The organism is Aquaspirillum serpens DSM 68 (assembly GCF_000420525.1).
GTDB classification, from domain to species: domain Bacteria; phylum Pseudomonadota; class Gammaproteobacteria; order Burkholderiales; family Aquaspirillaceae; genus Aquaspirillum; species Aquaspirillum serpens.
In genome coordinates, this window is sequence record NZ_ATVC01000045.1 from 1 (window position 1) to 23276 (window position 23276).

Annotated in this window: 14 protein-coding genes; 11 read left to right on the plus strand and 3 right to left on the minus strand. The window is 48.9% G+C overall.

Going from position 1 to position 23276, the window contains the following annotated elements; all coding sequences use genetic code 11:
* Positions 1-786: FimL-related protein (locus G465_RS14235; RefSeq protein WP_040399483.1), on the minus strand; the 786-nt coding region annotated here is incomplete at its 3' end.
* A gap of 131 nt (positions 787-917) precedes the next feature.
* Positions 918-1589 (minus strand): ribosome biogenesis GTP-binding protein YihA/YsxC, encoded by a 672-nt coding sequence (gene yihA / locus G465_RS14240; RefSeq protein WP_022654173.1) that lies wholly within the window; start codon positions 1587-1589, stop codon positions 918-920.
* Positions 1590-1678: 89 nt separating this feature from the next.
* Here yihA and G465_RS0109160 point away from each other — a divergent pair, with 89 nt between their 5' ends.
* The 11 genes from G465_RS0109160 to G465_RS0109210 all read left to right on the plus strand — a co-directional run bounded on the left by G465_RS0109160 (position 1679) and on the right by G465_RS0109210 (position 21748).
* Complete coding sequence (locus G465_RS0109160) at positions 1679-2299, plus strand: c-type cytochrome (RefSeq protein ID WP_027405338.1); 621 nt, start codon at positions 1679-1681, stop codon at positions 2297-2299.
* Between the two features lie 290 nt (positions 2300-2589).
* Positions 2590-4620, plus strand: a complete 2031-nt coding sequence (locus G465_RS0109165; protein ID WP_022654175.1) for a cytochrome c biogenesis protein ResB — start codon at positions 2590-2592, stop codon at positions 4618-4620.
* Positions 4621-5760: a c-type cytochrome biogenesis protein CcsB gene (gene ccsB / locus G465_RS0109170; protein WP_022654176.1), complete on the plus strand. Its 1140-nt coding sequence runs from the start codon at positions 4621-4623 to the stop codon at positions 5758-5760.
* Between the two features lie 3 nt (positions 5761-5763).
* Positions 5764-6474, plus strand: coding sequence for a pseudouridine synthase (locus tag G465_RS0109175; RefSeq protein ID WP_022654177.1), 711 nt, complete (start codon positions 5764-5766; stop codon positions 6472-6474).
* Positions 6475-6573: 99 nt separating this feature from the next.
* Positions 6574-6789, plus strand: coding sequence for a hypothetical protein (locus G465_RS0109180; RefSeq protein WP_022654178.1), 216 nt, complete (start codon positions 6574-6576; stop codon positions 6787-6789).
* 261 nt (positions 6790-7050) lie between these two features.
* On the plus strand, positions 7051-17325 hold the full coding sequence (locus tag G465_RS0109185) for a DUF5801 repeats-in-toxin domain-containing protein (RefSeq protein ID WP_022654179.1): 10275 nt from the start codon (positions 7051-7053) through the stop codon (positions 17323-17325).
* Positions 17326-17514: 189 nt separating this feature from the next.
* The gene (gene gmk / locus G465_RS0109190) at positions 17515-18138 is read left to right on the plus strand and encodes a guanylate kinase (protein ID WP_022654180.1); all 624 of its coding nucleotides are present in this window, start codon (positions 17515-17517) and stop codon (positions 18136-18138) included.
* Between the two features lie 42 nt (positions 18139-18180).
* A complete protein-coding gene (gene rpoZ / locus G465_RS0109195; protein WP_022654181.1) occupies positions 18181-18384 on the plus strand; it encodes a DNA-directed RNA polymerase subunit omega in 204 nt (67 codons plus the stop codon).
* An 82-nt stretch (positions 18385-18466) separates the two neighbouring features.
* Positions 18467-20611 (plus strand): RelA/SpoT family protein, encoded by a 2145-nt coding sequence (locus G465_RS0109200; RefSeq protein WP_245556780.1) that lies wholly within the window; start codon positions 18467-18469, stop codon positions 20609-20611.
* 13 nt (positions 20612-20624) lie between these two features.
* Positions 20625-20834: a sulfur carrier protein ThiS gene (gene thiS / locus G465_RS0109205; protein WP_022654183.1), complete on the plus strand. Its 210-nt coding sequence runs from the start codon at positions 20625-20627 to the stop codon at positions 20832-20834.
* Positions 20835-20959: 125 nt separating this feature from the next.
* Positions 20960-21748 carry a thiazole synthase gene (locus G465_RS0109210; protein WP_022654184.1) on the plus strand — a complete coding sequence of 263 codons (789 nt, stop codon included), beginning with the start codon at positions 20960-20962 and terminating at the stop codon, positions 21746-21748.
* 38 nt (positions 21749-21786) lie between these two features.
* On the opposite strand, the gene G465_RS14245 is transcribed toward G465_RS0109210, so the two are convergent.
* A complete protein-coding gene (locus G465_RS14245) occupies positions 21787-22980 on the minus strand; it encodes a site-specific integrase (protein WP_022654185.1) in 1194 nt (397 codons plus the stop codon).
* Between the last annotated feature and the right edge of the window lie 296 nt (positions 22981-23276).

A 23276-nucleotide genomic window follows, 5' to 3' on the forward strand; every position in this document is an offset into this window, starting at 1 on the left:
CGGCTCAGGCAACGGCTCAGGCAACGGCTCAGGCAACGGCTCAGGCAACGGCTCAGGCAACGGCTCAGGCACCGGCTCAGGCAACGGCTCAGGCATCGGCTCAGGCAATGGCTCAGGTATCGGCTCAGGCACCGGTGTAGATGCAACGGCAGTGGCGGCAAAAGCGGCGACAACAGCCGCACTGGCTGGAATACGCGGTGTGGTTGGGCGAATGTGTTGTGCAGGTGCAACACTTACCGCTGTCGGGGGTTCTTCCACCAACAGCGGCGTATCCGCCGGCAAACTCTCATCCTCCAGTTGCTCTAACAAACTGGCCGCATGATCGGCACCAATTTCTAACAAAGCCAGACTGGCCTCGACTGCTGGATGATGTTCTTGTTGATACAAACGCTCCCACAACTGGCGTGCTAACGACACCGGTGGGGAATAGGGTTGACTCTCATCTCCACGTTTTTTCAACTGTCGTGCCAATTGAGCCGGCAGCAAACGAGCACTCTCACTGTGATCACCAACAAAAGTATCGACATTGATACCTGCCAGCTTCCAAAACCCAGCCAACACAGGATCGGGTTCGTGACGTGCAGCGCGTTCTAGCGAATCGCGCATGATTTTAAGTCCTGCTGGATCTGCCCCACGCAACCACGCTAACAACCCTCGTTCATAACGCTGCCGATCTGTGGCAAACAACGCCGCATCAAAAGCCGCCGCAGGCAAAGCAGGTGCAAGTTGGCTGATGCCAGCAAACAGGCGGTGCTCATCGTCAGGAAGGTGAGTAGCGTGGGTCATAGTCAGACAGGATTCTTAGTAAGGAAAGCTATTTTAGTGGAGATAGCACAAGTTTTTGCAGAACAACACCAATTAGCGCCGCTATTTTGCTATTTTTTCGTGCTATCGAAAGATGTCCACCTGAAACCGTGTTATGAATCAGCCACTTCATCGCCCTCTGCAGCCTCATCGCGAGCCGCTTCCATGCCGCGTTGCAGAGAGGCTTGTTCTTCGGCGTGATGTGCGAACCAACGTTCCACCACGGCCTCTACTTCGGTAATACCCTGTTTTTTCAAGCTTGAGAACAATTGCACAGAGATTTCAGGCCGGTCTTGTAGGGCCGCTCTGACTTTACGCAAAGTCTCTTGCTTCTCTTGCTGGTTTAATTTGTCCGATTTGGACAACAAAATATGCACGGGCTTACCGGTAGTGCGGAAAAAATCCAGCATTGCCCAGTCTAAGTCCTTCAATGGATGCCGTGCATCCATAATCAACAACAACCCAATCAGCGGTTGACGAGTTTGGAGATAGCGCCCTAACAGCGCCACCCAATGCGTTCTGACTGCTTCGGGGACTTGTGCATAGCCATAGCCGGGCAAATCCACCAAAAAACGGTTTTGATCGAGGTCAAAATAGTTGATGTGTTGGGTTCGTCCCGGAGTCTTAGAAACGAATGCCAGACGCGTACGATTGGCCATCGTATTCAGGGCGCTGGACTTGCCAGCATTGGATCTGCCGGCAAAAGCAATCTCGGCTCCAGTGTCAGGAAGATCCTTCAAGTGGTTAACGGTAATGTGAAAACGAGCGTTTTGGAAAAGAGACATGGTGAATGGTCAAGTCAGTTGGTATAGAATCGCGGGTTTATAGCTATCATCTGTGCCACAAGATTCAGGCGAAAAATCAAGGAGCAACCATGAGAGTTTCTATGCTGTTGGCAGCGGTCGGGCTGGTAAGCGCCAGCGCTGCATTTGCCAATCCGGCAGTTAGCACAAAGCCGGCAAATGCGGCAGCCGCCAAGCCGATTGCCGAACAGGTCTGTGCAGCATGTCACGGCGTGGACGGTAACAGCGTGGCAGCGGCCAACCCTGTCCTGGCTGGCCAACACCCAGAGTATCTGTATAAGCAGTTAGTCGAGTTTAAAACCGGCAAGCGTAACAACGCTATTATGTTGGGGATGACCGCTGCTTTGTCAGATGATGACATGAAAAACTTGGCTGCGTACTTTTCTCAGCAAAAGTTAAAGCCACGTGAAGCCCCTGATGCTAAGTTGCAAGAGGCTGGCGGCAAGATTTTCCGTGGTGGGATTGCAGCGTCTAAAGTGCCTGCCTGTATGGCTTGCCACGGTCCAACCGGTGCGGGGATTCCTGTTGAATACCCTCGCTTAGGTGCACAACATGCGGGTTATATCGAAGCACAAATGTTGGCGTTTAAGAAAGGCGAACGCGCTAACAATAACGTGATGATGGATATTGCTTCGCGCATGACCGAAGCTGAGATCAAAGCGGTATCAAACTATATTGCTGGCCTGCGTTAAGCGCAACTTAACCCGAGTTTGGCAATCAGAGGGGGGAGCACGCCTTGGCGGCTCTCCCTTCTTTCCATTTTGATGACTGTAAATCAACTCCCGTCTAAAGACAGAAGCTTTATGATCAGGAAAACCCGTCACATTCCGGACATTTACAAGGCCGGTTGCACAAACGGCAGTTTGTGCAATCCCCCGTTATTCGGCTTTGCCGCCATGCCACGAGAGGGATACGGGCGACGCACTGACGATAGCGCAATTCCTCCCCTGACTCAAGTCAGGGGTTTCCTTGCGGAGGTTATATGAAAACACCTACTCGCTCTACGGTTTTTTGGGCCTCGCTGTTTGACTTACTGAGTTCTATGCGCTTTGCCATTGGTTTACTCACCATTTTGGCGATTGCTTCGGTCATCGGTACGGTATTGCAACAAAACCAACCCTATCCAAACTACGTGATTGAATTTGGTCAGTTTTGGTTCACAGTATTTGAATGGCTGGGGCTGTTTGATGTCTATCACTCGGCATGGTTTTTAATTCTGTTAGCGTTTTTGGTGCTCTCCACCAGCTTGTGCATCTGGCGCAACACCCCCGGCTTTCTCAAAGAAATGCGCGGGTGGCGTGAGCATGCTTCCGAGCGTTCGCTGGCAGCCATGAGCCATACTGCCCTACTCCAAGGCACAGGCACACCCGAAACAGTACAGGCCTACCTGACTAGCCAAGGATTTGCAATCAAAACCGCCCAACGCGAAGATGGCTCAACCATGGTGGTCGGTAAGCGTGGGGCAGGCAATAAATTAGGCTATTTCTTTGCCCACATTGCGTTGGTGGTGATCTGTATTGGTGGCCTCATGGATGGCAATTTGCCACTCAAAATCGGTGAACTTGTCGGCACCATTCGACCCGAAACTCGCGATATTCCACAAGGCCAAGTGCCTGCAGAAAGTCGTCTCTCTACGAGCAATCTCTCTTTTCGTGGCAATGTCACTATCCCAGAAAACAGCAGTGCCGATGTAGTATTTTTGAATGCAGGGCGGGGCTATTTGGTACAGGATTTACCCTTTATCATCACCCTGAAGAAATTCCGTGTTGAGTACTATCCAACAGGGATGCCAAAGCTCTTTGCCAGCGATATTGTGATTACCGATAAGGCCAGCGGTAAGACCCGAGAAGAAACCGTCAAAGTGAACCATCCAGTGCATGTCGATGGTGTGGCCATTTATCAGGCCAGCTTTGGGGATGGTGGGTCGCCCCTAGCACTGACCGCATGGAACCTCGCGGCACCAGCAATGGGCCCGATCAAGGTTGAGGGGCGGTCAATGAATCAACAACCGTTGATCGCCAATGGCAAACCGTATTCGCTTGAGTTTGGTGAGTTGCGTGTTTTTAATATCCAAGACATGCGCGACAACTCCACCGTTGCAGTGAACAAAACTTTTAACGAATTGCTGTCACAGGCGCAAAGTGTGCAACACGAGAAAAACCTCGCTAATGCCGGCCCGACTATTCAATTCAAACTGCGTGATAATCAAGGTCAGGCGTTTGAATATCACACGTATATGTCGCCGTTGGTTTTAGAAGGGCGCAGTTATATCGTGACCGGTGTACGTAAAGAAGTCGGTCAACCATTCTCCTATTTGCGCCTACCGTTGGATCAAGAAGGCTCGCTGCAAAGCTTTATGCGGCTGTATGCCACTTTGCACGATACAAGCCTCTATCCTGAGATTGCTCGCCGCGCGGCTGCGAAGGCGTTAGCGGGTTCGTCTATCAGCCCCGAGATGCAACAACAATTTCAATTTAGCGTTGAATTTGTCCTCAATCGTTTCCATGAGGGGGGATTCCGTGCTTTAGATGAATTTGTGCAAGCGCGAGTGCCAGCGGATAAACAAGCCGAAGTGGGGCAAACCTATATCAAGATTTTGCAGGCGGTTGTGGTGGACATGATGGAAATTGCTCATCAGCGTGCTGGCCTCGCCCCGTTTCAACTTAACGAAAATAACTACCGCTTTTTGCTAGATAGCTTGGTGGCGGCAGGGATTTTAGTGCGTGACTACGGTTCGCCAGTTTTCCTACAACTTTCTGGCTTTGAACAAGTCCAAGCCACAGGGTTACAGCTCACTCGTTCTCCCGGAAAAAATGTCGTCTACTTCGGTTCCTTAATCTTGGTTTTGGGAATCTTGTGTATGTTCTATATCCGTGAGGTGCGAGTATGGGTTCGTCTTGGCGCACAAGATACACGCCTAGCGGTATCAAGTAACCGCAAAAACCGCGACCTCGAGCAAGATTTTGCCCGTCATCAGGCTCGTTTATTGGAAATCGTGCAAGGAAAAGCCTAAATGGAATTGGTTCATTCGCAACTGAACACCAGCCAAAAGCGGTTGGATGTATTTGATTGGCTCTATGCTGCCCTGATTGTGGTGGCGGCTGTGGTGGCCGAGCAGCAATATGGCCAGTATATGGATATTTATGAGCACTCCATTTTGATTGGCAGTACGCTCGGCTTGATTGCTTTAGGTTGGTTTTGGAAATCGTGGCGCTGGTTTTTCCCATTAACTGGCGCCTTAGCCCTCGCTGCCATTGCGCTATATGCCGGTGATATTAACCAAGGCCAAAGTCGGTTTTTCCTGCGCTATCTGCTGTCGTCACAATCGGCGATTATGTGGATGTGCACCTTGTTTTTCCTCGCTATGGCCGTGTTTTGGGCCGCATTATTTTCACGCTCGGCCTTCTTAGAACAATTCGCGACGGGATTAACTTGGGCAGCCTCGGTCATGGGACTGACGGGGCTTTTTGTCCGCTGGGACGAAAGCTATCTGATTTCTCCTGATATCGGCCATATTCCAGTGTCAAACCTATACGAAGTCTTTGTGCTGTTTTGTTTAATCACTGCCTTGATGTATCTCTACTACGCAGAGCGGGTGGCAACACGTCGGATGGGGGCATTTGTGCTGCCGATTATCTGTGCTGCCGTCGGCTTCATCTTGTGGTACACCTTTGATCGTCAGGCGCATGAAATTCAACCGCTTATCCCTGCCCTGCAGTCTTGGTGGATGAAAATTCATGTTCCAACTAATTTTATTGGATATGGTGCCTTTGCCATTGCTGCCATGTTGGGGATTGCCGAACGCCTTGTGTCGCGTGGTGTTTTGGCAGACCGACTGCCCAGTGCCGATATTATGGAAGAAGTGATGTACCGCGCGATTGCGGTTGGGTTCTTATTCTTCACGATTGCGACCATCCTCGGCGCAATGTGGGCAGCGGATGCGTGGGGCGGCTATTGGAGCTGGGATCCGAAAGAAACCTGGGCGTTGATTGTATGGCTTAACTACGCCGCTTGGTTGCATGTGCGGTTAGTAAAAGGTTGGCGTGGTGCAGTGTTGTCGTGGTGGGCCATTATTGGTCTTTTTGTGACCACTTTCGCCTTTATTGGCGTGAATATGTTCCTGTCTGGCCTACATTCTTATGGTGCACTATAAGCGATGTCAGTTGTTACCCTAGAGCGCCTGCTACAAGCCGAAGGGCTTGGCAGCCGGCGTGAATGCCGTGGTTGGATTATGGCGGGAGCGGTGTCGGTGAACCAACAGCCGGTCACCGATCCGCAGCAAACATTTCCCCGCGATGGCTCTTTGTTATCTTTTAACGATGAACAATGGTTCAGCCAAACCAAGCTGACGGTGTTGCTGCATAAACCGGCTGGGGTCGAGTGTTCCCACAACCCCAGCCACCACCCTCCCGTCCATCAACTATTGCCAATCCGCTTGCGTCAACGAGGCTTACAGTGTGTCGGTCGCTTAGATCAAGACACCACCGGGCTGTTATTGCTGACCGATGACGGTGCTCTCAATCATGCTTTAACCTCGCCAAAACATCACATTCCGAAAACCTATCTGGTCACCACGGCCCATGCGCTCACCCCCAAGATGTTGGCGGATTTGTTGGCGGGGGTGGTATTGCGTGATGATCCTCACCCTGTGTTTGCTCAAGCCGCAGAACCGGTCGATTCCCACCAATTGCGTTTGGTGATTACCGAGGGACGCTACCATCAGGTGAAGCGGATGCTGGCCGCGGTAGGCAATCGCGTCGTGGCTTTGCATCGCGAGGCAATTGGTGCGCTTACGCTTCCACCTGATTTAGCCTGTGGTCAATGGGCCACACTTTCAGCACAACAACATTCTCTTTTAGCAAATTGATATTCGCTTTATTGCGTTTGATCAGATGGAATTTGGCAAGAATCGGTTAGCGTTGATCAGCTTATGCTGCTGTTCGTGTAAACGTAAAGAGGAAATGCCATGATCCGCCGCAAGAAAAAACAGCTCGCGCAGTGTTTTAAGGTCCGTCTTGCTGTTTCCCCTTTGTCCAGCGCGGAATTGCAAGAGGCAGTTAGCCAAGCGGAGCATCAAGCCGATCGCGAACACAATTTGTTTTTTGATCTGGTAGTTCACGAAATGGTCATCCCCGACATTGAAGAACCCAGCACATTATTACCTTCAGAGGACAAATTTTAGCTAAAAGCAGGTTTTATTACTGATGATTAAAATCTGTTTTTTTATTTTTGATGAATTCAACCTTTTTGCTAGCATAAAATTGCTTCGTCTTGATCTTTCAGCCTCGTTTTTTAAAATTGATGGCAAAAAATTTAAGGCATTAAAAAACAGATGCGCTCAATCCGATTTGCATTTAAGATGAGGAGAGAGGACTGTTTCTATTAGGAAAAGCGTGGCTTGTCAGCCCGCCGACCTTGCTTCAATTCAGGAGTGCAGTGAATCATGGATAATGTCAATAACCCAAACGTCGATAACGATCACCAATTAAATGAAGAACTCACCACCTTAGCGCGTGATGTAGGTGCGGTGAATTTGGCTGACGATCCTGCTGCACAAAATATTGAAGCAGCGGCGCGCGATGAAGCGTTAGACCAAATTATGATGAGTAAGCGTCAACTGGAAGCCAGTTTTGAAATGGCACAGTTGGCAACAGGTTATATCCCCACCGAAAACACGGTGCTTTCACAAAGCTTTTCTTCTGCAGCAGGGGAAACCACAGGTACCCGAGCACAAGCTTTGACTCGTGGTTTTGTTGCCAATCCGGTTGAAGTCGCTCAACAGTTGATGGTTGAAGTACCAGAAAGCGCAGCAGAACAACGTTTGGCAGACGCTGGAGATGCCAATGAATCAGTCGTGGCTTCAGCCTTAACCGGCGATTTACAAGCCATGGCGTTTTCTGTCCCTGATCAACAGCAAAACTCAACGACCCAGCTTGATCCGGTGCTAGATCCAATTGTTGACGTTCAACCCACGCCAACACCGACGCCTGAAACCACAGAAACACCTGCTCCAGAACCCACTCCAACGCCAGTACCGACACCCGAACCGGTTCCGACACCTCAACCCACCCCAACGCCACAACCTACACCAACACCGGTCCCGACACCTGAGCCAGTGCCGACACCTGAGCCAGTGCCTACACCTGAGCCAGTGCCTACGCCTGAACCAGTGCCTACGCCTGAGCCAGTACCTACACCTGAGCCAGCCCCTACGCCAACACCAGAAGACCCAAAGGAACCGGAAAAGCCAGAGCCGCCAGCTCGTCCCATACCTGAGCCTGCGCCAACACCACCGAATCTATCTTCTGCACAAAGTGAAGTAGAAGAAAAGGCGTTAGACCAAGGTGGAAGCGAAGCCTCATTAGACACTGATAAAACGACTGGTACCTTCACTTTTAACCCTGGTTCTGCTGGTGGGGATAAGCTGGTTATTTTGGATAAAAATGGTCAGGCAGTTGAGTTAAGCCCTAATGGTGGCCCAGTGGTTGTCGAAGGACAGCACGGTACGCTTACAGTGTCTTTTGTCGATGGTAAATACCAGTATGAGTATCAGCTCGACGGCGCAGTTAAGCACGATAAAACACAAGGTCAAGACAATGCCTTGCCCGATGACTTTGTGACGCAGGTAATTAACAACGGCAATGTTGTGACCAGAGGCAAAATCGGTATCACCATTACTGATGACGGCCCGAGCATTGCCGCAGAAGAAAGCCAAGCACCACAATTTGTCCAGAGTGATGCAGGTCTTGCCAATGGCACGATCGGTCAACAAGACGCTGCCACCGGTGAATTCAAAGCCTCGTTCAAAGTCGGCTTTGGTGCCGATGGCGAAAAAATGACCGTGGTTGGCCAAGGTGATCAAGCTCAGTTGGTCGCTAATGGCATGCGATATGGCTTCCAATTTGATGAAGGCGCTAACAGTGGGTTGAAAGACACCGCCACTGGTAGGGACATCAAACTCTATAAGAACACAGAGACTGGCGAAGTCGAAGGCCGTAACGCCAATGGTGACGCCATCTTCTCCCTGAAAATCGACAGCACCAGCGGCGAAGTCACGCTGACCCAAAAAGGCGCCATTAAGCATGATGCCCCTGACGGTAAAGGGGGGGGTGACAAATTACAATCTCTGGCCAATGGTGCATTAAAAGTGGTTGCTACAGCAACCGATGGTGATGATGACACGGCAGCGGCAGAGATCGATTTGGGCAGTCGGATTGCCTTCGAAGATGACGGTCCGAACCTCGCTGCCTTGCAAGACAAAGGCCCTAGCTTGGTCCAACATGATTCTGGTTTACAGAACGGTACTGGTACACCACAAGCAGCGGATAAAGGTGCATTCCAAACCAGTTTCACTGTCAACTTTGGTGGTGATGGCCAAAAAATGGCTGTTGATGCCGACGGAAAATCCATTGCCGATGGCATGCGCTATGGCTTCCAATTCGAAGAGGGTGCTGATAGCGGACTTAAGGACACCGCCACCGGTAGCAACATCAAACTGTACACCAACACAACGACTGGCGAAGTCGAAGGCCGTAACGCCAATGGTGATGCCATCTTCTCCCTGAAAATCGACAGCACCAGCGGCGAAGTGACCCTGACGCAACAAGGCGCCATTAAGCATGATGCCCCTGACGGTAAAGGGGGGGGTGACAAATTACAATCTCTGGCCAATGGTGCATTAAAAGTGGTTGCCACAGCAACCGATGGTGATGATGACAAGGCGGTCGCTGAACTTGATTTAGGGGGGCGAATTGCCTTCGGCGATGATGTACCCGTGGTGACCGTAGATAATACCCAAGCACCAGCAGCAAACTTAACCATTGAGTATATGGGCCGTGGCGAAGCGAAGTACGATCACGGTTTCGGTTGGTATGTCAAAGATGCGAATGGTAACCCGACTGAAGGCACCTTGTTGTGGGATACACCAAGCGAAGGCATGTCACCGTTCAATATTGCCTTACCAGAAGGTGTGACACCTGACCAAGTCGGCTTTTTCCTGCTGCCTTATGACTTAACCAATCCAACAAACCTGTCATCATTGCAGATGCTCGATGCGGGCTCAAAGCTCTCTTTTACTAAACAAGGAGATACGTGGGTTGCTCAGCTTGGTAATACTGAAATCAAGACTGCCGATGGCCAAGTATTTTTCTCGGATAGCAAGCTCAATAGTGATGGGCAATCGCACGTTCAAGGTACACGCTCTGATACTGAGATTGGTAAAACGCTGGGCGGCAATTTTAACTGGGAAGATTTAAAAGTCACGGCACAAGATGGGACAGGTTCGGATAAAGATTTTGATGATCTCAACCTAAAACTGTCTTGGAGTGGTATGACCCTGCATGTCAAAGACAGCGATACGGTAGGAACGGGTACAAGTCGTGACAACGATAAAGACGACGGTGATACCGCGCTAGCAAGTAAATTTAAGTTTAATTTTGGTGCCGATGGAGAACTTGATGGCGGTGGCAAGTCCTTTGGTTTACAAATTGCCAAAACGGACTCCGGCTTAAAAGATTCTGCATCTGGTCAAGTCGTGCAAATGAAATTAGTAGATGGTCAGGCAGTTGGTTATGTGACTGTCGGTGGCAAAGAGCAGAAAGTATTTGCGGTCGAGGTAGATAAGACCACTGGAGAGGTCTCCATCGAACAATTCCGTGCCGTGATGCATCAAACCAATGACCCACACGAATTGACGACCATCGGTTCGGATGTCATTCGTCTCACTGCACAAGCGACGGATAACGACCTTGATCAATCGAATGTCGCTTCTTTTGATCTGGGCAAACAAATTTATTTCCAAGACAGCGGGCCTGCTGCTGTTGATGACAGTTTGGTTGTTGATCTCTCGAAATCAAACAACAGTAACATTAATGTTTTAGCCAATGATGCCCATGAAGGGAAAGAAGACGGTGCTACAGCAGCAGTGACCTTTAATCGTGAAGGCGGTGATCGCAGCTATGCACAAACCGATCTCACAGGAGACACGTTTGTTGCTAAAGGTCAAACAGGTAACGATGCTACTGGCGGAAATAAGCACTACGGTGAGCTCAGCATTAACCAAGATGGCACAGCAACCTATACCGCTGACCTACTGGCCAAAGCACTGTTAGAAGGCGAAGAAATCACCGAACAGTTTAACTATCAGATGAGAGATGCTGATGGGGATACTGACACGGCAAACGTCACGGTCACGGTAAGGGGCGCAAACGACGCACCCGAATTTATCGTTGGCAGTGATAAGGTCGAAAAGCTTTTCATCGATCGCAATAAAGATGGTAATGAAGATGAAGGTGAGGTTTCTTATTTTTCCAACGCTAATAATGACAGCTTAACATTCAATGTGCAGGAAGATGCGCTGAGCACAGGTCATGTCGCTGAATGGGAAGGGGCAAAAACCACTTCTGGGAAGCAAAATTTTGGCATCGCCGACCCAGATGCAAACGATAAGCCAACTGTCAGCTTCAGCACCTCTGGCTTGCCCAAAATCACTTCCGGGGGCAAGGAGGTGGTGTGGGTGGTCGACGGTGCCGTCGCCAAGGGTTATGTAAAAGGATCTGATGGTCATGCTGATACGGATAAGCCGGTGTTGGAAGTCACCGTAACGGGTGATTACCAGAACGGCCAAAAATCGTATACGGCGAATGTTGAACTCAAAGGAGCAATTGACCACAAAGTAGCAGGAGATGCGTTCTCTGGTGACTCCGATACCCTCAATTTAGGCTTCCAACTGATTGCCAAAGACAGCGGTGGCTTGAGTGATGTATTGGGTATGAGCATTCGAATTGAAGACGATACCGCTGTTGCCAAAGACGATACCGACAGTGTGCAAATCAGTGGCAGTCAACTGGGTAACAAAACAGATGGCAACGTCATTACCGGTACTGGAACAACCAGCGGTAACACGGGTATAGATGCTCTCGGAGCTGATGGTGCGAAAGTCACTCAAATCAGCTTTGGCAAGACTACTGATAATAACAATGCCGATGGGTTGCAAGTCGCAGGCGAGCATGGCCAACTGACCATGAACGCAGATGGTAGCTATGTCTATACCTATACCGGTAAAGAAAACAGTGTCGATTTATCGCAAGCCACCGTCGGTGCCGACGGTAAGATCACTGCTGGCGGTGTGACAATTGAAGGCTACGGCAACAACAGCCCTTATGCCGATCAGGCTGTTAGCACAGACAGCGGGCGTGTCACCAATCAAAACACCAGCCTCAATGTCACTGATAGCAACGGTCAGGACACTACACCGGCAAATGCCCCTGTCACAACAGGTAATGGTGTTGGTGTGGGTGTGGGTCAAACGCAATCGGTGGGTGTGAAGTTTGATGGCAATGTAGTTCGTGCTGAAGTCAAACTAGACAACCTTGATCAATCGGAAGCCGCCCGCTGGGAGGCCTTTGATGCTGAGGGCAATAAAGTTGGTGAAGGCTATATCGGTGGCCAGAATGGTTTGCTGAATACCGATGGCACAGCCGAAATTGAAGTCATCGGCATTGATGGCAACCCAATTTTGTTCCAAAACTTAGTATTAACCTCAAATCAGGTCAGTCAAGATCAGGCCACAGGTAGTGGCGGTAACTATCTGGTGAAGGGCATGACCTACACCGGTGAAGTGGCTGAAAACACACAAGAAGTTTTCCAATATCAGTTAACCGATGGTGACGGTGATACCGACCGTGCAAACCTGACCATCAATCTCAATCAAACCTATGATAAGAACGTTGCCACCGTTTATGAAGATGGTCTGGTAAGTGGTAATGCCGATTGGTTCCCGAAAGTATTTAGCTACGATGAGAAGGCTGAGCTGGCTAACTCACAGGGCAAACTCGGCATGGGTGCAGCAGAATATGACATCAACGCTCCAATGCAAAAAATCACCTCTGGCGGCCAAGAGGTGCAATGGAGTAAATCCGCCGACAGCGATGGCAATACCATTTTAGTCGGGACGAAAGCAGGCGGAGAGGCTGTCATTGCAGTGACCATGGATAAAACAACGGGCGAATACCAAGTTGAACTGAAAGGCGCCATCGATCACAACAATAACGATCCTGTTGCCGGCAAAAACGAAGATTTGTTCTTACAGTTTGTTGCCGAAAAGAAAACTGCCGATGGCACTGTTGAAAAGCAAGGCTTTAACGTTAAGGTGCAAGATGATGCCCCCGAGGCAGGTCTATCACAAAACGTAGTCATTGCTAACCAAACGGATACCAGTGCAACGGCGAGTTTGAATGTTGCTATTGGTGCCGATGGTTGGAAAGAGACCAAGATTGAGGGTGATACGCTGGCGGTGAAACCGTTTGCAGATACCACTCCAAATGATGGCAAAGACACGTCGCTGACACACAGCAAGCAAGCTGCAGGCGGTGAGATAGCCGAGGTGAAATATGTCACGGGTGTTGCAGCCAATGGTGATGCGATTTATGTCACTTCTGGCGGTGATCGCTTAGTCTATAAAACTGATGCCAATGGTTTGGTCAGTGCAGTCAAAGAAACCTCGGGTGAGGTTGTGTTCACCGTCAAGCCGAACCAAGGTTCGTACACGGTTGAGATGAAGGGTCAGGTCGATGCCTATGAAGTGAAAGAGGAATCGAAAACCACCACCACTGAAGAAACAAAAATTACCACCGGTACGCAAACGGTAACAGTAGAAAAAACTGTCGAGTTACCACTCGATAAACTGACTAATCAACCTGAAGATCAAAAAGCACTCACGAATGTTGACCTAGTCGATGGCTCGGGTAAATCGATTGGCACCGTTGATATCACTCTATCGGCGCAAAAGGATAGTTCAACGGCAAAAGGTTTTACCGATACGACAGCTGTCGAACAAATTAATGCCAGTAGCGACGGTCAAACAGGCGGGTCATTGGTTGGCGTTGATAACCGTCAAATCAACAATGACGATCCAAAAAATAACGGTGATGATGACGACGGTGATGAAGGCGAGCGTTTAATTATCGACCTTGATCCAACAAGCGGTATCAAAATCACGGAAGTGACTGTAACAACCACCAAACTTGGCTCGAATGAAAAAGCCTTGTTGGGTACTGAGTTAAATGCAGATGGCAGCCTTAAAGTCAGCGCAGAAAAGATTGGTACGGCGACACAAGGCAATAATGTTGATACTCGCGAAACGGTGAACGTCACCAATAGCAACGGCATCGACAAAGTCTATGTGCAGATGGCAAAGGTTGACCCAAATAGTAACACCAGCGCAGATGGTTTCTCAGTGGCTGGCGTTGGGGTGAAATACCAATACCAAGAACAACAAGACATTAAGGTTGACGCTACGAAACAAACCCAAACCACAACGACAACAACTAAAGCCTACGATGTAACAATTTCGTTTACTGCAACGGTAACCGATGGAGATGGAGATTCGGTGCAAACCAATTTCCATCTGACCATTGATGCCAATGGTGATGGTAAAGCCGAAGCTGTCGATACAGGGCAATCCGCTGTCGTGGTAAAGGAAAATTCAACCACTTTAGTGAATATGTATGACAAGACAGGTGAAATCATCCCTGGTCATACTCAAACCTCGACTGTCACCAGCCAATCTGAACAGATTATATCCACAGGGATTCTCACTACACTGGGCAAAACCTATGGGGACAGTGATGTATTGCAAGCAGGTAATGACCAAGGTTATCTGCTCAAGGGGGGTTCAGGCAGTGATGAGCTTTATGGCGGTAGTCAAAATGACACGCTGCTTGGGGGTAGCGGTGATGATTTCCTGCGCGGAGGCAAAGGTAGCGACTCTATCGATGGTGGTGGGGGTGGAGATACGGCTTCGTATGACGATCACAGCGAAGATGTCGATGCCAATTTGCAAACTGATAAAGGTATCACCGGTAACGATGTTGATGACTTGGTCGCAATAGAACATCTCATTGGTGGCTCCGGTAATGACAAATTGACTGGTGATGGCGGAGATAACCGTCTCACTGGCGGTCGTGGCAGTGACACCTTAATCGGCGGCGGTGGTAACGATACGGCTTCTTATGCTGACCATAATGTTGCAGTGAATGCCAACTTAACCACTGGCGCTGCAACAGCAACCCAAACCAACGGCACAGTGGATCAGGATGTATTAACTGATATCAATAACCTGATTGGTGGTAGTCAGGATGACACATTAATTGGCAATAACAATTCCAATGTGATATCTGGAGGTACCGGCAACGATACTATCGTTGGACTGGGGGGCGACGACACCTTACGTGGGGGTGCAGGTAAAGATAGTATTGATGCTGGCGATGGTAATGATTTGGTGTTTGGTGGGGGCGGAAGTGACCCCGCTGGCAATGTGATTAGCAGCAACCCTCTGCTGGGCCCCACTCCACAACCTACAGTAGATGATGATGACACTATCTCGGGTGGTGCTGGCAATGACACTATTCAAGGCAATGCTGGCAATGACAGTATCGATGCAGGAGCAGGCAACGACAGCGTGCAGGGCAATGCAGGGAATGACACCATTGACGCAGGCACCGGTGATGACACAGTAGATGGAGGTGTCGGTAACGATAGTTTGGCTGCTGGTGATGGGAATGATTTGCTGTCTGGTGGTGCGGGTCGCGATACGTTGGACGGTGGCGCAGGTAATGATACCTTAATGGGCGGTACCGGTAATGACACCCTGCGTGGTGGTACTGGCCGCGACACGGTATCGTATATTGACAATACCTCTGCCGTAGATGCTTCTCTCTCTTCTAATAAGGCATCTGGTAGCCAAGCAGGTAAAGATGAGTTGTCTGATGTCGAAAACCTCATTGGTGGTGCGGGCAGTGACCGCTTAGAAGGCAATGCAGAGGATAACCTGTTAGAAGGCAATGCCGGTAACGACACTTTGATCAGTGGTGGTGGCCAAGACACCTTAACGGGTGGAAGTGGCAGTGATACTGCTTCGTTTGAAAATCTGACTAAAAATGTCACAGCAGATTTGACCACCGGAAAAGCAACCCACGATGGCAAAACGTCCATTCTTGATGGAATTGAAAACCTGACCGGCGGCTCAGGAAACGACCGCTTAATTGGCAATGACCAAAGCAATATCCTAATCGGTGGAGCTGGTAACGATACATTGCAGGGTGGTGCAGGTAACGATGTACTCGATGCCGGAGCAGGTAATGATGATGTGAACTCTGGTGATGGCAACAACACTATCAAGGGTGGTGCAGGTAACGACAAAATTACCCTAGGGAGTGGTAATAACACGGTCGATGCTGGCTCTGGTAATGACACTATCACTGGCGGTAGCGGAAATAACAGCATCATCGGCGGCATCGGCAATGACAGTATTACCGGTGGAACAGGCAATAGCACGATTGATGGTGGCTATGGAGATGATCGAATTACAGTGACTGATGGTAATAATTCGATTGTGGGGGGAATTGGTAACGATATCATCACAGCGGGATCGGGTAATAACACCATAGACGGAGGGACTGGTAACGACTCCATTACGGTTGGGACTGGAAACAACGCCATTCAAGGTGGAGATGGTACCGATACCATTACTACAGGTACTGGTAATAACATCATCGATGGCGGTAACGACAACGATAAAATCACCACAACAGGTAATGGTTCGAACACGATTACCGGCGGCACTGGTAACGATACGATTAATGCCGGCGGGGGTGCCGATAGTATTGATGGCGGTTCTGGCAATGATGTTATCAATGCAGGTGGTGGTGATAATACGATCATTGGCGGAGATGGTAATGACACGTTATCAGCCGATGGTGGTAATAACTCTGTCGATGGTGGCAGTGGTAACGATGGCATTACCGTTACTGGAGCAGGTAACAATACCCTAATTGGTGGTGTTGGAAATGACACTATCCATGCAGGTGGTGGTGCAGATAGCATTGATGGTGGTGTTGGCAACGATACAATTAATGCCGGTGATGGCAACAACACTGTTGCCGGTGGTGATGGCAATGATTCAATCACTGCTGGTACCGGTCATGACAACATCGATGCAGGTGCGGGTAACGATACTGTTAGAGCTGGAGCAGGCAACGATACCATCATGGGCGGTAGTGGTAGTGATCAGCTCTATGGTGAAAGCGGCAACGATGTCATCGATGCTGGCAGCGATAACGACAGTGTTTATGGTGGCGATGGCAACGATAAAATTGCTGGCCGCGACGGCAATGACAGTATCGACGGTGGTAATGGTAACGACATCATGGATGGCGGTGCCGGTAACGACACTATCCTTGGTCAATCTGGTCAAGATATCTTGTCTGGTGGAACGGGCGATGACAATCTGAACGGCGGAACCGGTAGCGACACGCTACTCGGTGGTTCAGGCAACGATACCCTCGACGGTGGTGCTAACAATGATGTGATGCTGGGTGGTTCGTATGACGATACTTTCCAAACCACATCGGGTGATACCGTGATCGGCGGCCAAGGTAACGATACCGTACAAATCCCTCATGGCACTGTAGCGGAAGAATTACCAGACAACCAATCTCCAGCGCCAACCCCGTTCACCGAAGAGCAAATTCTGGCAACGATTGACCAAAATTTGGCGGCAATCGACTCGGCAGTCGATCCGTTCTTCGACTTCCCAGACCTAGGTGATCCGGGTGCACCAGCAAGTGATTGGCTGGATTCGGCCGGCAGCGATAACCTGTTTATTGTTGATATCCCAACCGATATCCCAGCACCAGAACCCAACACCTCGCCAATTTAAGTTATCTGGCCCTCAACCACCCCCGCCTAGTGCGGGGGTGTTTTTTCGAGCGGATTGCCTTGCAAGCTTCTAGGTTTCTTAGATTGAGTTAATTCATATTAACAATATGTTACTGTAGCAGATTTCACGTCATCGCCGGTTTATGCTACGCTGCAACATTGGCGTGATACGCGCACGGATGTTGAGAAGATGAATTCAACTGGCAATATTTTTGTGGTCACCGCACCATCCGGTGCCGGCAAGACCACCCTCGTAGCGGCCTTACTGGCGGCAGACAAACAAATCCAACTGTCGGTGTCTTATACCACCCGCGCTCCACGTGATGGCGAAATCCCGGGGGTGCACTATCACTTTGTCGATCGCGCTAGCTTCGACCAACTGAAAGCCCGTGGGGATTTTCTGGAATCGGCCGAGGTCTATGGCAATGGCTATGCAACTTCCGAACGTTGGATTCGCGAACAATTGAGCACAGGTCGCGATATTCTGTTAGAAATCGATTGGCAAGGCGCGCAACAAGTTCGCAAAGTCTTTCCTGAAGCGGTTGGCATTTTCATTCTTCCCCCTTCAGTAGAAACATTAGAAGAACGTTTGCGTCGCCGTGGTAAGGACTCGGAAGAGGTGATTCAAAATCGGATGGCAATTGTGCGGTCGGAAATTGACCACGTTGCTGAATTTGATTATGTGATCATCAACGAAGAGCTTGATCTCGCGATTCACGACCTCATCAGTATTGTGCGTGCCGAGCGAGTGCGTACCAAAAAACAGCTACAAAAACGCGCCACACAAATTACTGCAATGAAAAGTAACGGCTAACAGGCCGGTGGCCCCATCCCAATTGATCTGGAGAAGACTCTCATGGCACGAATTTCTGTTGACGAATGCTTAGCCCGCATCGAAAACCGCTTTGAACTCACCCTCGCCGCCACTTGGCGTGCGCGCCAGTTGGCCAACGGTGCGACACCGTTAGTTGAATCGGGTCGGGATAAACCTACGGTGACCGCCCTGCGCGAAATCGCAGCCGGTCAGGTGGGACGTGAACTGCTAGACCGACGCGCGTAAGCGTATCGGTGCACCTAAGGGGGAAACCACCGTGGCCCACTCTGAATCCTCAACCGAAATGCCCTGTATCGACTATGCCGCTATGGTCGAGGCAGCCGTTCAAGATTTGATGGAAGCAGCCTCCACCTATCTTCCCCCTGATGATTTGACCTTTCTACACGAGGCGTTTGTTTTTAGTCATAAAGCGCATGATGGACAAACGCGCAAAAGCGGTGAGCCTTATATCACCCATCCGATTGCCGTCGCTCGTATCCTGACTGAATGGAAATTGGATGTGCAAGGTTTGGCAGCGGCCTTGCTGCATGATGTGATGGAAGATACTGGGGTAGCGAAAATCACCCTAGCCGAGCACTTTAGTGAAACGGTTGCCGATTTAGTCGATGGTCTCTCTAAGCTTGAACGCTTGGAATATCAGACCAAAGAAAGTGCGCAGGCGGAAAACTTCCGCAAGATGGTATTGGCGATGGCGCAGGATATCCGCGTCATTATCGTTAAATTGGCCGACCGCTTGCACAATATGCGCACGTTAGATGCGATGCGCCTCGATAAACGACAACGCATCTCGCAAGAAACGTTGGACATTTATGCGCCGATTGCCAATCGAATTGGTCTCAATAAAGTCTATCGCGAACTACAAGATCTCTCGTTTAAACACACCTACCCCAATCGCTATCAAGTCTTAGCTAAAGCGGTAAAGGCCGCCCGAGGCAATCGCCGCGAGTTAGTTGGCAAAATTCTAGTCAATATTGAGCAACGTCTTGCTGAGGCACGCTTGCCGGCGGTGATTAAAGGTCGCGAAAAGAACCTTTACAGTATTTATAAAAAGATGGTGGAAAAACACCTGTCTTTTTCTGAAGTGCTCGATATTTATGCGTTTCGCGTGGTAGTGGATGATACCCCTAGCTGTTACCTTGCCCTCGGTGTCTTGCACGCCTTATTCAAACCTATCCCAGGTAAATTCAAAGACTATATTGCCATCCCCAAAGGCAATGGCTACCAATCGCTGCATACCACCTTGTTCGGCCCCTACGGTACTCCGATTGAATTCGGCCCCTACGGTACTCCGATTGAAATTCAAATCCGTACCCATGAAATGCACCGTATCGCCGAAACCGGCGTAGCCAGTCATTGGATGTATAAATCGGGTAATGCTTCGATCGACCAAGCACAGCAGCGCACGCACCAATGGTTGCAAGACATCCTCGACATTCAAGCTGAGTCGGGCGATGCCATCGAATTTCTGGAACATATCAAAGTCGATTTGTTCCCTGATGAGGTCTATGTTTTCACGCCCAAAGGCAAGATTATGGTGTTGCCGAAAGGCTCTACACCGGTTGACTTTGCTTATGCCGTGCACACCGATGTCGGCCATCGCTGTATTGCTGCTAAGGTTAACCATACCTTAGTGCCCCTGCGCACCAAGCTAAAAAACGGCGATCAAATCGAAATTGTGACTGCCGCACATGCTCACCCCAATCCGTCATGGTTGGGGTTTGTTGCCAGTGGCCGTGCCCGCAGTCATATTCGCAACTTCCTCAAGGGGATGCACCGTGGTGAAGCGGTGGAATTGGGGAGCCGTATGCTGCGACAATCGTTACATGCGCTATCGGGTAAGCATTTTGTCGTCTCTGAACCAGTATGGCAGGAATACCTACGCGAGCACACCGAGCACAACAACGATTTTGAAGATGTGTTGGCAGATATTGGTACAGGCAAATTGTTACCGGTGGTCGTGGCCAGCCGTTTGTTAGAGTTGGCAGGTGAAACTTCCGGTGAGCCGCTGCGGGTCGGGCCGATTGCTATTCGTGGTAATGAAGGCGCGTCTTTGCAATTCTCGCCGTGTTGTAATCCGATTCCTGGTGACCGGATTGTGGGCGTGGTGAATAAGGGACAAGGTTTGTTGATCCATCGCCATGATTGCACCAATATCCAAAAATTCGACCCAGAGAAACTGCTGGATATGGAGTGGGAATTATCACAACCCAAACTATTCGGTGTTCCTGTTAGTGTTTTAGCGAAAAGCGAACGCGGTGCGCTGGCGGCGGTGGCAGCAGCCATTACCGAGTCGTCCGCCAATATCGAAAGTGTGGATATGCAAGATGCCCATAGCGGTGAGGGATATGTACAAATCCGTTTCCGCTTACAGGTTGAAGGCTTAGCCCATCTGGGCGAAGTGATTGCCAATATTCAACGCCAAGCTGCGGTAGTACGGGCAGCACGATTATGATTTTTTAAGAGGCATGACTGTGATTGACGTCATTATCAATGGACAAGCTCATCAATTTCCGGCTGGGACTGTGGTGGAAACAGCAATAAGCCAGTGGGTGAAACCCGGGCAACGGATTGCTGTCGAACGCAATGGCGATATCGTACCCCGCAGCCAACATGCCAACACTGCATTACAACACGGCGATCAACTTGAAATCGTCGTTGCCGTGGGTGGTGGCTAGTTCTCCTGATAAAAGCACTGTAAGGTGCGGTGTTGTTCCTCGTCATGCGCTAAAACTGCGCTGCTAAAGAGAGTTAGAGGCAGTTCGCTTGGCTGTGTACCTGAATTTAGAATAGAGAAATCACTATGGCAGACTGTTTGACAATAGCAGGACGTGAATATCAATCGCGTTTGTTAGTTGGTACTGGGAAATACAAAGATTTTGCAGAAACGGCCGCAGCCTTAGAGGCTTCTGGCACCGAGATTGTGACTGTTGCTATCCGACGGGTAAATTTAGGTCAGAACCCAGACGAACCGAATCTGCTGGATGCTCTGCCTCCGAATCGTTATACCCTATTACCGAATACTGCTGGTTGTTACAGCGCAGAAGAAGCGATCCGTACCCTGCGCCTTGCACGGGAATTGTTGGATGGTCATAAGCTAGTGAAGTTAGAAGTTTTAGGTGATGCCAATACCCTATTCCCGAATGTTTTAGAGACATTAAGAGCAGCAGAAGTATTGGTAAAAGAGGGTTTTGACGTGATGGTCTACACCTCGGATGACCCGATTGTAGCCCGTCAGTTAGAAGAAATTGGCTGTTGCGCTATCATGCCTTTGGCGTCATTGATTGGCTCGGGCATGGGGATTCTCAACCCATGGAACTTACAGCTGATTATCGAACAAAGCAAAGTGCCGGTGTTGGTTGATGCTGGCGTTGGTACAGCCAGCGATGCTGCCATCGCGATGGAGCTCGGTTGTGATGGGATTTTGATGAATACCGCCATTGCTGGGGCTCAACGTCCGATTCAAATGGCGCGTGCGATGAAACTCGCGGTCGAAGCGGGGCGCGAAGCTTTCTTGGCTGGTAGAGTCCCGAAAAAACTCTACCACGGCAGCCCAAGCTCTCCGACCAGTGGGGTTATTGGGAAAAACTAAACCTGCCAGAAAAAAACCGCCTTAACGGCGGTTTTTTATTAACATATTTTTTCAAATTTCTTTTGCTTTTTACGCTCGGTAGAATAAATTAAGCTTCCTGCCATATCAACAGCCTCTAATAGCGTTTCTTTGGATAAATGAGCATAGCGCTGTGTCATTTGTAGGTTGCTATGTCCTAATATCTTTTGTACTTCATAAAGTGAACGCCCTGCATTGATTAAAAAACTGGCGAAACTATGCCTTAAATCATGCAAACGTAAATTAGGTAATCCAGCTTTTCTCCGAACCCGATTCCAAATCCAAAACAGGCAGGTATATGGTTTTTTTGTTTTTGGGTTGGGGAAAATAAAAGAACACTGTTCATATTTTGGCATGTTTGCTAACAATGCTAATACCTGTTTTGATAGAGGGACATAACGTGCCTTACCCGATTTTGACATTGGAATCCGCCACAGTTTACACTGGATGTCAATATCGCTCCATTTTGCTTCTAACACTTCTTGCCGGCGAGCACCCGTTAAAACTAACATCGTAATAATGTTACGCAACATTGGGTGAGGTGTCTGCTCCATCGCCATTTCAAGGTTGTGCCACTGTTTTGATGTAAGATAATAATCTCGAATATTATTTTCAGTAAATAATGAAATTCCTTTTACTGGGTTTTTGAGTATTCCAGACATCTCCCATTGTAAAGCCAAATTAAATATTCTACTCAATAGGGTAAGTACACGATTTGCTGATGCTGGCGCAGCGCCAGCAAATAACCTTTGCTGATGTATATTAACAATGTCTTGTTTTGAGATTTTATCTAAGTATTTCTCTTTTAAGAAAGGTAAGATATGATTTTTTAATAAGGCTGCATCATTTTTCCATGAGCGTTTATAAATCATTGCATGTGGAAGATAATGCTGTTCAATAAATTCAGAAAAAGTCAAAACTTTTTTCAGCTGGTTTCTTTTTTCGACTGGGTCTAAACCAGTTAAGCTCTTAGCTATAATTTCTTTACAAATATTTCTTGCTTCTTTAAGGCTTAGTTGTTCAGCATTCGCTATTTTATAATGACGTAACTTGCCATGCGAATTGTAATATCGCGCATACCAAGTTTTTCCACCAGAGACTCGTATCTCTAACATTAAACCTTTACATAGAGTATCAAAATAGTTTTCTTTCTTTTTGTTTTTATCGCATTGCAGATTTTTTACTGCTGCAACCGTTAAACGTACAACTGGCATCGTAACCCTTCAAACACTTCAAAAAAACAGGAAATGGTAAGGGATATCTTTTTAATCGATAAGTTGTTTACCGCAAATTTTTCTTTATTAGAATGGCAATCTCTGGGCGAGCAGAAAATAAAGAAATGCCCTTGCGATTGGTTTGTAACGGTCAAATTTTTTCGGACAGAGTGTAACGGTCAAATTTTTTCGGACAGAGAGATAGGTTGTGTGTTTGCCATATTCTGTTCGTAGACAGCTGGGGGCAAATAACCCAGAGTTGAATGCAATCGCAGGTTGTTGTAGAACGTCACGAT

Bases quoted from the DNA above. Each gene is read 5' to 3' on its own strand.
- yihA (WP_022654173.1), bottom strand. From the start codon at position 1,589: ATGTCTCTTTTCCAAAACGCTCGTTTTCACATTACCGTTAACCACTTG.
- G465_RS0109160 (WP_027405338.1), top strand. From the start codon at position 1,679: ATGAGAGTTTCTATGCTGTTGGCAGCGGTCGGGCTGGTAAGCGCCAGC.
- G465_RS0109165 (WP_022654175.1), top strand. From the start codon at position 2,590: ATGAAAACACCTACTCGCTCTACGGTTTTTTGGGCCTCGCTGTTTGAC.
- ccsB (WP_022654176.1), top strand. From the start codon at position 4,621: ATGGAATTGGTTCATTCGCAACTGAACACCAGCCAAAAGCGGTTGGAT.
- G465_RS0109175 (WP_022654177.1), top strand. From the start codon at position 5,764: ATGTCAGTTGTTACCCTAGAGCGCCTGCTACAAGCCGAAGGGCTTGGC.
- G465_RS0109180 (WP_022654178.1), top strand. From the start codon at position 6,574: ATGATCCGCCGCAAGAAAAAACAGCTCGCGCAGTGTTTTAAGGTCCGT.
- G465_RS0109185 (WP_022654179.1), top strand. From the start codon at position 7,051: ATGGATAATGTCAATAACCCAAACGTCGATAACGATCACCAATTAAAT.
- gmk (WP_022654180.1), top strand. From the start codon at position 17,515: ATGAATTCAACTGGCAATATTTTTGTGGTCACCGCACCATCCGGTGCC.
- rpoZ (WP_022654181.1), top strand. From the start codon at position 18,181: ATGGCACGAATTTCTGTTGACGAATGCTTAGCCCGCATCGAAAACCGC.
- G465_RS0109200 (WP_245556780.1), top strand. From the start codon at position 18,467: ATGGTCGAGGCAGCCGTTCAAGATTTGATGGAAGCAGCCTCCACCTAT.
- thiS (WP_022654183.1), top strand. From the start codon at position 20,625: ATGACTGTGATTGACGTCATTATCAATGGACAAGCTCATCAATTTCCG.
- G465_RS0109210 (WP_022654184.1), top strand. From the start codon at position 20,960: ATGGCAGACTGTTTGACAATAGCAGGACGTGAATATCAATCGCGTTTG.
- G465_RS14245 (WP_022654185.1), bottom strand. From the start codon at position 22,980: ATGCCAGTTGTACGTTTAACGGTTGCAGCAGTAAAAAATCTGCAATGC.